Origin of the sequence: Corynebacterium sp. HMSC072A04 (genome assembly GCF_001809235.1) — a bacterium.
Taxonomy (GTDB): Bacteria; Actinomycetota; Actinomycetes; order Mycobacteriales; family Mycobacteriaceae; genus Corynebacterium; species Corynebacterium hiratae.
Genome location: NZ_KV796786.1, coordinates 112,817 through 128,082 on the forward strand (window position 1 = coordinate 112,817; position 15,266 = coordinate 128,082).

14 protein-coding genes are annotated in these 15,266 nt (G+C 60.5%); 13 read left to right on the forward strand and 1 reads right to left on the reverse strand.

The window, feature by feature from the left end; genetic code table 11:
* Positions 1 to 9 precede the first annotated feature (9 nt).
* The 7 genes from HMPREF2565_RS07080 (at position 10) to HMPREF2565_RS07110 (ending at position 7,372) form a co-directional block, all read left to right on the forward strand.
* Positions 10 to 393, forward strand: a complete 384-nt coding sequence (locus tag HMPREF2565_RS07080; RefSeq protein WP_049157689.1) for a hypothetical protein — start codon at positions 10 to 12, stop codon at positions 391 to 393.
* Positions 394 to 1,119, forward strand: a complete 726-nt coding sequence (locus HMPREF2565_RS07085) for an HAD family hydrolase (protein WP_049157690.1) — start codon at positions 394 to 396, stop codon at positions 1,117 to 1,119. It abuts the gene before it with no gap.
* Between the two features lie 104 nt (positions 1,120 to 1,223).
* Positions 1,224 to 1,487 (forward strand): phosphoribosyl-ATP diphosphatase, encoded by a 264-nt coding sequence (locus HMPREF2565_RS07090; RefSeq protein WP_046649144.1) that lies wholly within the window; start codon positions 1,224 to 1,226, stop codon positions 1,485 to 1,487.
* 73 nt (positions 1,488 to 1,560) lie between these two features.
* A complete protein-coding gene (gene hisG, locus HMPREF2565_RS07095; protein WP_046649145.1) occupies positions 1,561 to 2,406 on the forward strand; it encodes an ATP phosphoribosyltransferase in 846 nt (281 codons plus the stop codon).
* Positions 2,407 to 2,497: 91 nt separating this feature from the next.
* A complete protein-coding gene (gene aspA, locus HMPREF2565_RS07100; RefSeq protein ID WP_046649146.1) occupies positions 2,498 to 4,030 on the forward strand; it encodes an aspartate ammonia-lyase in 1,533 nt (510 codons plus the stop codon).
* Between the two features lie 304 nt (positions 4,031 to 4,334).
* The gene (locus tag HMPREF2565_RS07105; RefSeq protein WP_049157692.1) at positions 4,335 to 5,642 is read left to right on the forward strand and encodes an anaerobic C4-dicarboxylate transporter; all 1,308 of its coding nucleotides are present in this window, start codon (positions 4,335 to 4,337) and stop codon (positions 5,640 to 5,642) included.
* 62 nt (positions 5,643 to 5,704) lie between these two features.
* On the forward strand, positions 5,705 to 7,372 hold the full coding sequence (locus tag HMPREF2565_RS07110; RefSeq protein WP_049157693.1) for a formate--tetrahydrofolate ligase: 1,668 nt from the start codon (positions 5,705 to 5,707) through the stop codon (positions 7,370 to 7,372).
* Between the two features lie 27 nt (positions 7,373 to 7,399).
* Here the strand turns inward: HMPREF2565_RS07110 and HMPREF2565_RS07115 are convergent, their stop codons facing one another.
* Positions 7,400 to 8,203, reverse strand: coding sequence for a RecB family exonuclease (locus tag HMPREF2565_RS07115; protein ID WP_049157696.1), 804 nt, complete (start codon positions 8,201 to 8,203; stop codon positions 7,400 to 7,402).
* 75 nt (positions 8,204 to 8,278) lie between these two features.
* Here HMPREF2565_RS07115 and HMPREF2565_RS07120 point away from each other — a divergent pair, with 75 nt between their 5' ends.
* From HMPREF2565_RS07120 to pafA, 6 genes are read left to right on the forward strand one after another with little or no spacing between them, the layout of a single operon-like run.
* Positions 8,279 to 9,541 (forward strand): M18 family aminopeptidase, encoded by a 1,263-nt coding sequence (locus HMPREF2565_RS07120; RefSeq protein WP_049157697.1) that lies wholly within the window; start codon positions 8,279 to 8,281, stop codon positions 9,539 to 9,541.
* Positions 9,542 to 9,578: 37 nt separating this feature from the next.
* Positions 9,579 to 10,415, forward strand: coding sequence for a tRNA (adenine-N1)-methyltransferase (locus HMPREF2565_RS07125; RefSeq protein WP_049157698.1), 837 nt, complete (start codon positions 9,579 to 9,581; stop codon positions 10,413 to 10,415).
* A gap of 46 nt (positions 10,416 to 10,461) precedes the next feature.
* Positions 10,462 to 12,030, forward strand: coding sequence for a proteasome ATPase (arc, locus tag HMPREF2565_RS07130; RefSeq protein ID WP_049157700.1), 1,569 nt, complete (start codon positions 10,462 to 10,464; stop codon positions 12,028 to 12,030).
* A gap of 2 nt (positions 12,031 to 12,032) precedes the next feature.
* The gene (gene dop / locus HMPREF2565_RS07135; RefSeq protein WP_070517793.1) at positions 12,033 to 13,577 is read left to right on the forward strand and encodes a depupylase/deamidase Dop; all 1,545 of its coding nucleotides are present in this window, start codon (positions 12,033 to 12,035) and stop codon (positions 13,575 to 13,577) included.
* Between the two features lie 36 nt (positions 13,578 to 13,613).
* Positions 13,614 to 13,805 carry a ubiquitin-like protein Pup gene (locus HMPREF2565_RS07140; RefSeq protein WP_010186632.1) on the forward strand — a complete coding sequence of 64 codons (192 nt, stop codon included), beginning with the start codon at positions 13,614 to 13,616 and terminating at the stop codon, positions 13,803 to 13,805.
* Between the two features lie 47 nt (positions 13,806 to 13,852).
* Positions 13,853 to 15,235, forward strand: a complete 1,383-nt coding sequence (pafA, locus tag HMPREF2565_RS07145) for a Pup--protein ligase (RefSeq protein WP_049157703.1) — start codon at positions 13,853 to 13,855, stop codon at positions 15,233 to 15,235.
* Positions 15,236 to 15,266 lie beyond the last annotated feature (31 nt).

Here is a 15,266-nt window from a genome sequence, read left to right on the forward strand (position 1 = left end):
ATTTAGCTCATGACGATTCGCGCCGAATTCCAGCCCACCGTAGATGAGTTCATGTCCAACCTCGAGTCCTTTGCCACCGGGGATTACCTCAAGGAAGAGGAAAAGGAGTTCTGGGAGGCACCGTTCGATGCAACGGTGCTCCCGGATCTTCGCAACATCCTCGAGTCCTTCCTCGATGATCTGGATAAGCTGCCCGATGATCCGGAAGGTGGGCTGTTGAGTGCAGCGGTGCGCCCCTCCGTGGAGAAACTCGCCGCCTTCAACCGAAAGAATGCTGACGCAGTGCTGGAGCCGGAGGAAAAGGAGGAGCTCACGGAGCTTATCCACTCTGCCTCGGCGGCCACCGGCGCGGATGACGATGCCTTGGGACAGCTACCGGAACTGGATTTTTAATTGACTGATAGCGAGCAGGCTGCAGGTGCTACCCGTCCCGCAGCGATCTTCTGGGATATGGATGGCACCCTTACTAATTCCGAGCCCCTTTGGGAGCAAGCCACCTTCCACCTCTCCGAAACGCTGGGACGCCGGCTAACGCCGACGGAGCGGTTAGCCACGGTAGGTGCCACGTTCGAGGACACCTTAGCCATCTGCGCCGATAAGGCGGGCGTCGTGCTTCAGCCGGGAGATACCGAAAAGTACCGCCGGCTCATGTTCGACTATGTCAAGTCCCTTTTCGCCGAACACCTCGAGATTTTCCCGGGTATTCCGGAGCTGCTTGGTGAGCTCAAGGAGTTGGGTGTGCCCATGATGGTGACCACGAATACCGAACGTTACGTGGCGGACTCCGCGATCGCGTCTTTAGGCCGACACTACTTCGTGGACACGATTTGCGGTGACGAAGTCCCGCGGGGCAAGCCCGCTCCGGACATGTATGCCGAAGCTGCCCGCCGGGTAGGCGCCTTACCGCAGGATTGCCTGGTCTTTGAAGATTCTGCAGCCGGCATGCGCGCGGCTGTCGACGCCGGCTGCACCGTTATCGCGTTGCCTGAGGGCGACCACGTTGCGGTACCGGAGGAGGCGACCGTCATCACTGAGTTGCGCGGAACCCAGCACCGCCATCTCGACGGCGCTTCAGCTTCCGACGTGCACGACTGGTACAACCGCCTACGCGCACTCTAGCCGCCGCGGATTCGCTGCGGGGCGGTGGAGCGGTTGACTCCTTCCGTCGGGATTTCGGCTAGGGAGGAAGCATTTTATGCAGCAGTGTGGAAGAATAAGCCATTGTGAAGAATTTTGAGAGCCTGTTTGAGGAATTGTCCCAGAAAATCGCCGAGCGCCCTGAAGGCTCCGGCACCGTGGAAGCTTTTGACAAAGGGATCCACCACCTGGGCAAGAAAATCATCGAAGAGGCTGGCGAAGTGTGGATTGCCGCAGAATATCAGTCCGATGAAGAGCTCGCCGAGGAGATGTCGCAGCTGCTGTACTGGCTCCAAGTCATGGCCCACAAGCGTGGCCTGAAGCTCGAGGATATTTACACCTACCTCTAATCGGCCGCCCAGTACGAGGGCTTCCAGCAGTTTCAACAACCAGCGCAATCACCGTAGAAAGCACCGCACACTCATGATCAAAATCGCCGTCCCTAACAAAGGCTCTCTGTCCGAGGCCGCTCTGGAGATCCTCAAGGAAGCAGGATATAAGGGCCGTGGTCACAATAAATCGTTGAACGTAGTGGATGAGGACAACGGCGTCGAGTTCTTCTTCCTGCGTCCGAAAGATATCGCCATTTATGTCGCGCAGGGTGTCCTTGATCTCGGGATTACTGGCCGCGACTTGGCTCTCGATTCGCGCGCGAAATTCAACGAAGTCTTGGACCTCGGTTTTGGCGCCTCGACGTTCCGCTACGCAGCACCAGCGGGGGAGCAGTGGGATGTTCCGAAGCTCCAGGGCAAGCGCATCGCCACTTCGTACCCTAACGTTGTGCGCAATCACCTCAGCGCGAATGGAATTGAGGCTGACGTCATTCGCCTCGACGGAGCGGTAGAGATTTCGATTCACCTCGGTGTCGCAGACGTGATCGCAGATGTTGTCTCAACGGGAACTACCCTGCGTCAGCAAGGGCTTAAGCCCTTTGGCGAACCCATCGTTTCTTCCGAGGCGGTCGTGATCAAGCGCGAGGGCGAAGAAGTCACGGCCGAAGAGAACGTTGTGCTCAGCCGCATTCGCGGAATCCTCAACGCCCGCCACTATGTCATGCTCGATTACAACGTGGCGGAAGAGAAGCTCCCAGACGTCGAAGCTGTGACCCCCGGCTTGACTGGTCCCACCATCTCACCACTGGCACGCGAAGGGTGGGTGGCTGTGCGCGTCATGGTGCCCCGCAAGCAGGCTAATCAGGTGATGGACGCGCTGGAAGGGCTTGGCGCCGAGGCAATCTTGGCTTCGGATCTGCGAATTGCCCGCTTTTAGGGGGAGAATCCAAGCATTTTATTCGCGCTCCTAGCTACGATGGGGGCTGACCATCATCGTTCTTCGATTTTTATGCAAGGAGTCAGCCCCGATGGCAAAGACAACTAAGAAGGATGCTCAGCCGGAGGCCAAGGAGACCAAGGACGTGAAGTCCCAGGTCGAGGAAAAAGCCACCAACAAGGCTCCGAAGTCCCCGTCCAGCAAAAAGACGCGTACTGAGACTGATCTTCTCGGCTCCGTAGAGGTTCCGAGCGATGCGTACTACGGCGTTCATACGCTGCGCGCTATCGAGAACTTCCAGATTTCCTACGTGACCATCAACACCATCCCGGATTTCATCCGCGGTATGGTGCAGGTCAAGAAGGCTACCGCGATGGCTAACCGCCGTCTGCACGTCCTTCCTAAGAAGAAGGCAGAGGCAATCATCTGGGCTTGTGACCAGATCCTGGAAGAGGGCCGCTGCATGGACCAGTTCCCGCTGGATGTCTTCCAGGGTGGCGCTGGTACCTCCCTCAACATGAACACCAACGAGGTTGTAGCCAACCTGGCACTCGAGTACCTCGGTGAGGAAAAGGGTTCCTACGACGTCATCAACCCGAACGATGATGTCAACATGTCCCAGTCCACCAATGACGCATACCCCACCGGCTTCCGCTTGGGCATCTACTACGCCATGGAAGACCTCATCGAGCGCATCGATACCCTGCAGGCAGCATTCCACGCCAAGGGCAACGAGTTCGTTGACATCCTAAAGATGGGCCGCACCCAGCTGCAGGATGCCGTTCCGATGACCCTTGGTGATGAATTCAAGGCCTTCGCGCACAACCTTGCGGAAGAGCAGGCCATCCTGCGTGACGCCCAGAAGCGTCTGCTGGAGATCAACCTCGGCGCAACCGCTATCGGTACCGGCGTGAATACCCCGGCCGGCTACCGCCACCAGGTCACCGCCGCATTGTCCGAGGTCACTGGTCTGGAGATTAAGACCGCCCGCGATCTCATTGAGGCAACCTCTGACTGTGGCGCTTACGTACTGCTGCACTCCACCATCAAGCGTGCAGCAATGAAGCTGGCCAAGATCTGTAATGACCTGCGCCTGCTGTCGTCTGGCCCCCGCGCTGGCCTGGCCGAAATCAACCTGCCGCCGCGTCAGGCTGGTTCCTCCATCATGCCGGGTAAGGTCAACCCGGTTATTCCGGAGGTTGTCAACCAGGTCTGCTTCAAGATCTTCGGCAACGACCACGTCGTCACCATGGCCGCTGAGGCAGGCCAGCTGCAGCTCAACGTCATGGAGCCGGTGATCGGTGAGGCACTGTTCCAGTCCATCCGCATCATGGGCAACGCCGTCGACACCCTGCGTGAGAAGTGCGTCGTGGGCATCACCGCCAACGCTGACGTCTGCCGTGCTTATGTGGAGAACTCCATCGGTATCGTCACCTACCTGAACCCGTTCATCGGCCACCACAACGGTGACCTCATTGCCAAGGAGTCCCTGAAGACCGGCAAGGGAGTCAAGGAACTGGTTCTGGAGAAGGGCCTGCTCGACGAGGAAACCCTCAACAAGGTTCTGTCCGTGGAAAACCTCATGCACCCGGAGTTCCGCGGCCAGCTGTACATCGACGAATAAATCGTCGCCCAGCACTAGCGAGAGCGAATCGCTCATGCTGTACAACACACGTCCGCGCTGCCTCAATGATGGCGGCGCGGGCGTGTGCCCGTTTTCAACCACACCAGGTATCACGCCCTCTCTCGAGACCGAGCCGTCGGTGCGCACTTTTGTGGAAACGGACACAATCGGGCCTGAATACTCGCTAAAGCCACACCAATAGGGAAGAATAAAAACTGTCAGTTCTCGCGCCATGGTCGTGTTCTGACCGCCGCGCGAATTACCACCCATACTGCAGTTCAACTGCACATATTGGAGTTACACAATGGTTGTAGTGCACATCCTCATCGTCCTTGCGGCGATCTATCTCGGTGCCCGAATCGGTTCAATCGGCATTGGTATGGCCGGCGGCTTGGGCGTTCTACTTTTAGGCCTCACCGGCGTCCCCGTCACCCGCGAAGATATCCCCTTCGATGTCATCGGCATCATCATGACCGTTATCGCGGCCATCGCTGCCATGCAGCGCGCCGGCGGCATGGACTATCTGGTCTACCTGGCAGAGAGATTCCTTCGTAAAAACCCGAAGAAGATCACGTTCTATGCCCCGGTCGTCACGTGGCTGATGACCGTTCTGGCAGGCACTGGACACACCGCTTTTTCCACGCTCCCGGTTATCGTCGAGGTCGCCAAGGAAGGCAAGGTCCGCCCCTCACGCCCGTTGTCCATCGCGGTTGTTGCCTCGCAGATGGCCATCTGCGCCTCACCCATCTCTGCGGCCGTAATCTTGCTGGCCTCCCTGTTGGAGCCCATGGGCGTGGGCTATTTGCAGATCCTCGCCGTGCTCATTCCTGCGACGTTCCTCTCCATTTTCCCTGCCGCCTGGATTGCCAACCGAGCAGGCGCTGAGCTCGAAGATGATCCCGTTTACCAAGAACGCAAGGCCCAAGGCCTGGTAAAGATGCCACAGGGCTCCCACAACTACAGCCCGGTGCAGGGCGCCAAGACCTCCGTGATCATCTTCCTGGTTGCCATCGTCATCGTTATGCTGTGGGCCACCCTGACCTCCTCCCAGGTAGGACTCATCGAAGAGCCGACTCTGCCCCGTAACGAAGCCATCATGACGGTGATGCTTACCGCTGCAACCCTCATCGTCATGATCACCAAGATCTCCGCTGGCGATGTACTCAACACCCCAGTGTTCAAGTCTGGCATGTCTGCCTGTATCTGTGTGCTTGGTGTGGCCTGGTTGGGCACCACGCTGATTAACCACTACATGGAGGACATCCAGGCCATTTCCGGGTCCGTCATCGAATCCGCCCCATGGTTGCTGGCCATCGTGCTCTTCTTTGCTGCGGCGCTGCTGTACTCCCAGGCAGCCACCACCAAGGCTCTCATGCCTGCGGCCCTGGCCCTTGGCGTCAACCCGCTGACCGCTGTCGCTGCCTTCCCCGCGGTATCCGCTCTGTTCATTCTGCCGACGTACCCGACCCTGTTGGCGGCCGTTGAAATGGATGACACTGGCTCGACCCGCATCGGAAAGGCTGTCTTCAACCACCCGTTCATCATTCCTGGCACTGTGAGCATCGCCTTGTCGGTCCTCCTGTGCTACGCCATCGGCGCAGTCGTTCTCTAGCATTATCAAAAAATTATTTGATTTTGCTCAAGACACTTCTTTAGCACGCTAAGCTGGTGGGCATGACTACGCAACCTTCTGATGTTGAGATCGCTCAAGCCCACCAGCTCGAACCCATCACTGATATTGCTGCCCGCGCCGGTATCCCGGCGCCCGCTCTTATCCCTTATGGGCAGAATAAAGCCAAGGTAGATATCACCCAAGTTGGGGATACACCCGCCAACGGCAAGCTCGTCCTCGTTACTGGTGTCTCGCCGACTCCAGCAGGTGAGGGCAAATCCACTGTCCTTATCGGTTTGACCGATGCCCTCACCCAGCTGGGGAAGAAGGCTATCGTGGCACTGCGCGAGCCCTCCCAGGGCCCCGTCATGGGCATTAAGGGAGGCGCCGCTGGAGGCGGCTACTCCCAGGTTGTTCCCATGGAGGACATCAACCTCCACTTCACGGGTGACTTCCACGCCATCTCTGCGGCGACCAATACCTTGGCCGCCATCATCGATAACCACATCCACCAAGGCAACGCTCTCAACATCGATCCGCGTCGCATCACCTGGCAGCGCTGTATCGACGTCAACGACCGCGCGCTGCGCAATGTCGTCACCGGTCTTGGCGGCCCGGCCCACGGTGTACCGGGGGAGACCGGTTTCACCATTACCGCGGCATCCGAAATCATGGCCATCCTGGGACTCGCCACTGACTTGGCAGACCTGAAGAAGCGCCTTGGCGACATCACCGTGGGCTACACCTATGACCAGAAGCCGGTCACTGCGCGCGAGTTGGGGGCAGAAGGCGCGCTGACGGCACTGATGCGCGATGCACTCAACCCCAACTTGGTGCAAACTCTCGGCGGAACCCCGGCCTTCGTCCACGGCGGACCATTTGCCAACATCGCTCACGGCTGCAACACGCTCCTCGCTACCCAAACCGCGATGCGCTTCGGCGATATCGTTCTTACGGAGGCAGGGTTCGGCGCGGATCTCGGCGGTGAAAAATTCCTCGACGTCAAGTCCCGCTTCGGTGACCTCGATGTCGCCGGCGCCGTCGTCGTGGCGACAATCCGTTCCCAGAAGTACAACGGTGGCCAGCCACGTGAGGAACTGACTACGGAAAACCTGGAAGCGTTGAAGAAGGGTGTGGTCAACCTGGAGCGCCACGTGGAGAACCTCCGCAAGTTTGGTCTGACCCCAGTGGTGGCCCTCAACCTCTTCGGCAGCGATACCGATGCCGAGCGCGAGTTCATGCGCCAGTGGGCGGCAGACTTTGACGTCGCGCTCGAGGAAGCAGAGGTGTGGGCCAAGGGAGGCGCCGGCGCCACCGCGCTAGCTGAGCGCCTTTTGGACAGCCTCTCCGAAGGCTCCTCTCACCAGCTTTACGATCCCGCCGATGGTATCGAGGCATCCATCGAGACCATCGCCACGGAAATTTACCGCGCAGAACGCGTCGAGTATTCCTCCAAGGCGCTCAAGGATCTCAAGTACATCAAGGACAACGGCTGGGAGAAGTTCCCCGTCGTTATCTCTAAGACCCAGTACTCCTTCTCCGATGATCCCAGCCAGCTCGGCGCTCCGGAAGGCCACGTCCTCCACGTCCGCGAACTTCAGCCGCGCACCGGCGCTGGTTTCATCGTTGCCCTAACCGGTGACGTCATGACCATGCCGGGCCTGCCGAAGAAGCCCGCGGCAAACAACATCGACGTTGCCGCTGACGGATCGATCTCCGGCTTGTTCTAAGCCGCCGTGCGGTCTACGCAGCGCAATCTACGCGGTCTGGTCGGGCCACCCGGGATACTCGGGTGGCGTTCCGCCAAACGCCGGGCAGAGGTCTTGGAACGAGCACCAACCGCACAGCTTTGAAGTCTTCGGCCTAAAGTCTCCGGCCTTGCCATCGCCTTCGATTTTGGCCCAGAGCTCGCCTAGGTCGCGCTCGAAGTATTCCAGTTCCTCCGGTCCCGGCGTGAGGAACATAGAGTCCAGTACCTTGAGGTACATCAGCCGCAACTGCGTGGGGATCGTGCCAAGCAGCCGCCAGTACACCAATGCGTAGAATTTCATCTGGAACTGCGCGTCCTGGGAATAACGGGGGAGCGGCTTCTTTCCGGTCTTATAGTCCACCACGCGCACCTCGCCAGTGGGGGCAACGTCTACGCGGTCAATGAACCCGCGGACAGGAACACCGTTCGGCAAGACGGTATCGACGTACATCTCGCACTCATGGGCGTCGAAACCTTGCGGGTTTTCCATCTGGAAGTAGCCCTTGATGAGTTCACGTGCTTCGACGAAGAAGTCGAGTTCTTCCTGTTCTGGGACTAATTCGCGTAGCTCGGGATCGGATTCAATCATCACTGCCCATTCGGGCTTAATCATCTTCACCGCCACCGGGTACTCCCGCTCCTCGCGGGGTAGCTGGTGCATCTTTTCCAGGACGGCGTGGACCAGCGTTCCCTTGACCTGTGCCTTCGTCTTGGGCTCGGGGAGCTTGTCGATGGCCCGGAAGCGATAGAGCAGCGGGCACTGCTTGTAATCGGAGGCGCGGGAAGGGGAGAGGGCTAGTCGTTTCGGCATAATGTTTCTCAGCCTAGCGTATAGGCACCCACAGTCCTTCCGGCATCACCCGGCAGTCCGTGGCAAGCTGGAAGCATGAGCACTACGCAAGATTTTCTCGATTTCATCGCCGCCAGCCCGTCCTCCTACCACGCAGCTGAGGAGGTAGCGCGCAGACTCGTTGAGGCGGGTTTTAGCCGCCAGGATGAGTCCGCCGAGTGGTCAGCCGAACCGGGCGGCCACGTCATGGTCCGGGGTGGTGCGGTCATGGCATGGTTTGTCCCCGAGGGCGCGAGCCCGGACTCCGGCTTCCGGATTATCGGCTCCCATACTGATTCGCCCGGTCTTGCTCTCAAGCCCACCCCAGATTTCGACTCCGCCGGTTGGCAGCAGGCGGCCGTGGAAGTCTATGGCGGTGTGCTTCTCCACAGCTGGTTCGACCGTGAGCTCACCGTCGGCGGCCAAGTAATTCTGAACGATGGCACACGCCACTTGGTCAATACCGGGCCTTTGCTGCGCTTGCCTTCGCTGGCTATCCACCTCTACCGCAAGGATGAGTTCAAGCCGGATCGCCAGCGCCACATGCAGCCGGTGCTCTCCGTAGGTACACCGGAGACGTCGGTGATGGGGGTCGTCGGCAAGCAACTCGGCGTTGCCCCAGAAGACATCGCTTCCTTCAACCTCATTACCGCCGATGCCCAGCGCGGTGAAGTCTTTGGCGCCGGCGAAAAGCTCATCGCTGCTGGACGCATGGATAACCTCTCTTCCGTCCACGCCTCCCTGCGTGCCCTTCTCGCCGCTGCCCGCAACGCCGACTCGATTGAGCACAAGGACATCCTCGTCATGGCGGCCTTCGACCATGAAGAAGTTGGCTCCTCTTCGCGCTATGGCGCGGGTGGGCCGATTCTGGGGGATATCCTTACCCGCACCGCTCGGGCGCTTGGCGCCAATGAGGAGCAGCGCTTCCAAATGTTCGCGCGCTCCAGCTGTGTGTCGGCCGATGCCGCCCACTCCGTGCACCCGAACTACGCGGAAAAGCACGATCCCACCCACCACCCGATCATCGGCCAGGGGCCGGTGACCAAGATCAACGGCAACCAGCGCTACGCTTCCGACGCCAACACCGTGGCCCTGTGGGAATCTGCCTGCCGCCGCGCCGAGGTGCCCTACCAGCGCTTCGTAGGCAATAACGACGTGCCCTGCGGCTCCACTATCGGGCCGATTTCCGCCACCCGCTTGGGTATTCCCACCGTCGACGTGGGAGTGCCGATGCTCTCGATGCACTCAGCCCGCGAGCTGGTGGGCGAGCGCGACCAACTATGGCTTGGTAACGCCCTTGAGGCATACTTGGTGGGTTAATCCTAGCCACCCAAACTATGTGAAAGGTACCCACGCCATGGCTTATTCTGGCCCCTTCCGCTACGGCGACCGCGTGCAGCTCACCGATGCCAAGCGGCGTCACTACACCATCGTCCTCGAGGAGGGAGGCCAGTTCCATTCGCACAAGGGCATCATCAACCACGATGATGTCGTCGGCATGGATGAAGGCTCCGTCATCGATTCGACTCTGGGCAGCTCCTTCCTCTTGTTTCGCCACCTCATGGTGGACCATGTCCTGTCGATGCCACGGGGTGCCGCGGTGATTTATCCCAAAGACTCCGCGCAGATTCTGGTCGAAGGCGATATCTTCATGGGCGCACGCGTGCTCGAGGCCGGCGCCGGTTCCGGCGCTCTCTCGATGACGCTGTTGCGCGCCGTGGGGCCGGAAGGCCACGTTTTCTCCTATGAGGTGCGCGATGATCACCTGGAATACGCCGTGGACAACGTCACCGAATACTTCGGTAAGCAGCCCGAATGGTGGAGCCCGCGTCTGGGGGACTTGGCCGATGTCACCGTCGAGGATCTGGGTGGCCCGGTGGACCGCGTCATCCTGGACATGCTCGAGCCCTGGGAGCACCTCGAGAAGGTGCGCGATATCCTCATCCCGGGCGGCGTTTTCATGACCTATGTCGCCACCGTGCCGCAGCTGATGAAGGTGATGGAGGGAATCCGCGAGCTGAAGTGCTTTACGGAGCCGCGGGCCTGGGAGTCCCTCGTGCGCGAATGGAAGGTGGAGGGCTTGGCCACCCGCCCGGAGCACCGCATGAACGCGCACACAGCGTTTCTGATCTGGACACGCCGGCTTGCCGACGGCGTCACGCCACCCCGCCCGCAGCGCCGCGCCCGAAAGTAAACCCTTTCACACTAATCGTGGGTTGCTGCGCGCTAGGGTGGGATCTATGAACGATGCCACTCATTCCCAGGAACTTGGCCAGCAGCGTCGCCAGATAGAGCAGCTCGCTGAACGCAATGCCAAGCTTGCTGCCCTGTTGAAGGATGCTCGCACGAAGCTTCAGCAGATGCTCGCGGAGGTTGACGCCCTTGCGGAGCCCGCCTCCACATACGGTGTCTTTCTGGGCTATTCCGGGCGTGCGCACGATTCGCGCCGCGACGCTGAGGTTTATACCAATGGCCGAGCCATGCGGGTCAAGATTTCGCCGAACCTCGAGCCCGGCTCCCTGAAAGTAGGGCAGCAGGTGCGCTTGGGCGAGGGCTTCGTCGTCGTGGAGGCCTGCGCACCGGTAAATACGGGCGCGTTGGCCACGCTACAGGAGCGTCTCGGCACCGACCGCGCCGTGGTCATTAATTCCTCTGGTGAAGAGCAGGTTATTCTCCTCGCCGCAGCGTTGCGGGATACCGTGCGCGCCGGCGATACCCTCTTGGTCGAGCCCAAATCTGGTGTTGCCACCGAGCGCGTGCACAAGACTGAGGTAGCGCAGCTCACGCTGGAGGAGGTTCCTGACGTCTCCTACGAAGACATCGGCGGTTTGGACGAGCAGATCTCCCTCATCCGTGACTCCGTCGAGCTGCCTTTCCTGCACCCGGAGCTCTACCGCCAGTACGATCTCCAGCCGCCCAAGGGCGTGCTGCTCTACGGCCCGCCAGGCTGCGGAAAGACGCTCATCGCCAAGGCGGTAGCGCATTCGCTGTCCGCGTCGCTGGGAGCTAGTGCCCCCAGCTACTTCCTCAATGTGAAGGGCCCAGAACTGCTCAATAAATTCGTAGGCGAGACTGAGCGCCGCATCCGCCTCATCTTCGAACGCGCCCGCGAGCTTGCTTCCGAGCCCACCGAGGATGGCAGCCAGCGCCCGGTCATCATCTTTTTCGATGAGATGGAATCCATCTTCCGCACGCGTGGCTCCGGTGTGTCCTCCGATATGGAGACCACCGTCGTCCCGCAGCTGCTGACGGAGCTGGACGGTGTGGAGAAGCTCAGCAACGTCATCGTCATCGGCGCCACCAACCGCGAGGAACTCATCGACCCCGCCATCATGCGCCCAGGGCGCCTCGACATCAAGATTCGCGTCAACCGCCCGACCAAGCAGGGCGCGCGGGAAATCTTTGCGCGCCACTTTCCGGAATCAGTCCCGCACGAGGGTGACCTTTCCCAGCTCATCGATACCGCGGTCGACGATCTCTACGCCGAGCGGCCGTTCGTCAAACTCCACTTCGCTAACGCGGATCCGCGTGTGCTGCACTACCGGGACTTCGTGTCCGGCGCAATGATCGCCAACATCGTCTCCCGTGCCAAGAAGCTGGCGATCAAGGAAGCGTTGGACGCAGCCACTGCCACCGATGGGGCGAAGTCCAACGGCATAACCGCAGCGCACCTTCACGAGGCTATAGCCGCGGAACAGGCTGAATCGGAATACGTCCCCACCTCCGCCAACCCGGAAGAGTGGGCAAAGATCGTCGCTGGTACCTCCGCTGGCGCGCATGTCACCGGGGTCGAATTGATGGGAGTGTAGCCATGAGCCGTGTTCTAGGAACCGAAACTGAATATGGAATCTCCACGCCGTCCAACCCGGCGCTGTCACCGATCGTGACCTCCACCCATGCTGTTGTGGCTTATGCCGCCCTGCATACCGGCGCGCGCTCCCGCTGGGATTTTCGGGAGGAGCACCCGCTGCGCGATAGCCGCGGCTTCGATCTCAAGCGCTACCACACCGTGCCGGTGGTGGACCCGAACGCGCTGGGTGTGGCCAACGTGGTGACCGCCAATGGCGCGCGTTTCTACGTCGACCACGCCCACCCCGAATACTCCTCACCGGAGTGCACGAATGCCTGGGATGCGATGCTTTACGACGCCGCCGGTGACCTCATCCTGCGCCGTGCAGGGGAGGCCGTAGCATCGCTGACCGCGCAGGGCACGTCCGTGTTGGCCACACACGATCCCTGCCCGCGGCTGAAGTTTTACAAGAACAATGTGGACGGCAAGGGGGCTTCCTATGGCAGCCACGAGAATTACCAGTACTCTCGGAACACCGACTTCGATGATATTGCCCAGGGGCTGATTCCTTTCTTCGTTGCCCGCCAAGTGGTCACCGGTGCCGGCCGCATGGGTGTGGGCGTCGATGGAGAGGAGCCAGGTTTCCAGATTTCGCAGCGCGCGGACTACATCGAGCAGGAAATCTCCCTAGAAACCACCCTCAACCGCGGCATCATTAACACCCGCGACGAGCCACACGCGGTGGCCGAGGACTTCGGCCGCCTGCACGTCATCATCGGTGACGCCACGATGTCCCACACCTCGACGCTGCTCAAGCTAGGCATGACCTCGCTAGTACTCGATGCCATCGAGAGCGGCGTGGACTTTAGTGACATGCGCCTTATGGAACCGGTGGAGGAGGTGCAGCGGGTGAGCCGCGACCTTACCTTGACCCATCAGCTTAAGCTTCACGACGGCCGCCGCCTCACCGCCCTCGACATCTTGGCCATCTACCGGGAAAGGGTTACCGCCGCCTCCGAAGCGGATGAAAAGGTACTCACCGTCTGGGACGAGGTTGTCGAGCTTCTGGCCGACAACCCGCTCAAGGCCGCCCACCTGCTGGATTGGGTAGCAAAATACCGCTTGATTAAGGGCTACCTGGACCGCGGCGTGGCGGCCGATGATCCGAAGCTGGCGCTGATCGATCTGCAGTACACCGACATCGATCCGGCAAAGTCCCTCTACCATGCGCTCGTGCGCAAGGGGCAGATGCGTACCTTGGTCAGCGAGGAAGAGATTGCTGCTGCAGCGGAAACGCCGCCCGCGGATACCCGCGCCTACCTGCGCGGCCACGCCACCCGAAAGTTCGGGGAGGATGTCTTGGCGGCGTCCTGGCAGTCGCTGACCTTCCGCATCGGTGAGGCCGAGGGAGCCAACTCTGGTACTGCCTGCGTGGCACTCGACGACACAAAAAGACTCGGGCAGGACGAGGTGGGCGCTCTGCTGGAATCTGCGGACAGCGCCGCCGACTTCGTTAATAGTTTGCGCCAGCTCGGGGTGCGAATCGAGTACCCTACACTGTATTAGCGCAGCATTTTCCACTCGCGAAAGGAGCTCTTAAGAATGAGCGGACAGCAGTCTCAGATCAACGCCGGTGGCGGCAACGGTCAAGGAGGCGACACTCCGGAGTTCGACGCCGGACAAGTCAGCATCAACAGCGCGGGTACCGATGACCTCCTCGATGAGATTGACGGCCTTTTGGAGTCCAACGCCGAGGAGTTCGTGCGCTCCTACGTCCAAAAGGGCGGCGAATAAAGGTGGAGCAGCCCTCCGATAGCGCCCCCGTTTATGCACGGCGGATTATGGGCATCGAAACCGAGTACGGCATTACAGCGAGCGCAAGCGATGGACAGCGGGTGATGTCCCCGGATGAGATCGCCCGCGTGCTTTTTCGGCCCATCGTGTCGAAGTACTCTTCCTCCAATATCTTTAGTCCCAACGCCTCCCGCCTCTACCTCGACGTGGGTTCCCACCCGGAGATCGCTACCGCGGAGTGCGATAGCTTAACCCAGCTCATTGCCTATGAGCGCGCCGGCGATGCTGTGGTCAATCGCATGGCCGTGCAGGCGGAGGAAACACTGGCGGCGGAGGGGGAGAAGCGCGCTGTCTACTTGTTCAAGAACAATGTGGACTCGGCCGGCAATTCCTACGGCTGCCACGAGAACTACCTCATCGGCCGCCACGTGGTGCTCAAGGACCTCGGCAAAGCTCTGCTGCCGTTCATGATCACCCGCCAGCTCATCTGTGGCGCAGGGATGGTTAGACCTGCCAAGGGAGAGGAACCCGCGCGTTTCGTGCTCTCCCAACGTGCCGACCAGGTGTGGGAAGGTGTGTCCTCTGCGACGACTCGCTCGCGCCCCATCATCAATACTCGCGACGAACCGCATGGTGATTCCAAGCGTTTCCGCCGCATGCACGTTATCGTTGGCGACTCCAACATGGCCGAACCCACGATGGCCCTCAAAGTTGGCTCCACGCTGCTCATGCTGGAGATGCTGGAAGCCGGTTTTGAGGTGCCGGCATTCTCGGTACTCGAGCCAATTAAACACATTAGGGCCATCGCGCTCGACCCCACCGGCCGCACCGAGCTTCCGCTTGAGGGAGGCGGCAGCACCACCGCGCTCGCCGTGCAGCAGGAGCTCTGTACCGCTGCCGAGCGCTGGCTGGATCACCGCGAGGACGCAGGCACTCCGACGGTTGAGTTGGCCCGGGTCGTGGACTTGTGGAAGCGCACCCTCCAGGCCATTGACACTCAGGATTTCTCCGGCGTTGACCGCGAGATCGATTGGGTCATCAAGCGCAGCCTGCTGAACCGCTACCGCGAGCGCCTGGGCGGGGATTGGTCGCACCCCAAGCTGGCACAGATTGACCTGACCTACCATGACATCCGTCCAGGTCGCGGCCTCTACAGCGTATTGGAGCAGCGCGGCATGGTGAAACGCTGGATCGACGATGCTGCAATCAACGCCGCAGTCGACACCGCCCCGCAGACCACCCGTGCCAAGCTGCGCGGGGAGTTTCTCGCTGTTGCCCGCGAGCTCGATGCCGCGGTAACGGTGGATTGGACGCGGATGAAGGTCAACCGGCCTGAACCGATGACCGAGGAGTTCTCCGACCCCTTTGTGTCCGAGGACCCGCGCCTAGATGGGTTGTTAGACTACATGCGTTCGCACCCAGGCTCGTAGAGCCGTAGAGCTGATCAAGGAACCTGCCACT

What these genes read in the sequence shown, in the direction of transcription:
- HMPREF2565_RS07105 (WP_049157692.1), top strand. Translation starts at nt 4,335, where the DNA reads ATGGTTGTAGTGCACATCCTCATCGTCCTTGCGGCGATCTATCTCGGT.
- HMPREF2565_RS07125 (WP_049157698.1), top strand. Translation starts at nt 9,579, where the DNA reads ATGGCTTATTCTGGCCCCTTCCGCTACGGCGACCGCGTGCAGCTCACC.
- pafA (WP_049157703.1), top strand. Translation starts at nt 13,853, where the DNA reads ATGGGCATCGAAACCGAGTACGGCATTACAGCGAGCGCAAGCGATGGA.
- hisG (WP_046649145.1), top strand. Translation starts at nt 1,561, where the DNA reads ATGATCAAAATCGCCGTCCCTAACAAAGGCTCTCTGTCCGAGGCCGCT.
- HMPREF2565_RS07110 (WP_049157693.1), top strand. Translation starts at nt 5,705, where the DNA reads ATGACTACGCAACCTTCTGATGTTGAGATCGCTCAAGCCCACCAGCTC.
- HMPREF2565_RS07115 (WP_049157696.1), bottom strand. Translation starts at nt 8,203, where the DNA reads ATGCCGAAACGACTAGCCCTCTCCCCTTCCCGCGCCTCCGATTACAAG.
- HMPREF2565_RS07120 (WP_049157697.1), top strand. Translation starts at nt 8,279, where the DNA reads ATGAGCACTACGCAAGATTTTCTCGATTTCATCGCCGCCAGCCCGTCC.
- HMPREF2565_RS07140 (WP_010186632.1), top strand. Translation starts at nt 13,614, where the DNA reads ATGAGCGGACAGCAGTCTCAGATCAACGCCGGTGGCGGCAACGGTCAA.
- aspA (WP_046649146.1), top strand. Translation starts at nt 2,498, where the DNA reads ATGGCAAAGACAACTAAGAAGGATGCTCAGCCGGAGGCCAAGGAGACC.
- HMPREF2565_RS07080 (WP_049157689.1), top strand. Translation starts at nt 10, where the DNA reads ATGACGATTCGCGCCGAATTCCAGCCCACCGTAGATGAGTTCATGTCC.
- arc (WP_049157700.1), top strand. Translation starts at nt 10,462, where the DNA reads ATGAACGATGCCACTCATTCCCAGGAACTTGGCCAGCAGCGTCGCCAG.
- dop (WP_070517793.1), top strand. Translation starts at nt 12,033, where the DNA reads ATGAGCCGTGTTCTAGGAACCGAAACTGAATATGGAATCTCCACGCCG.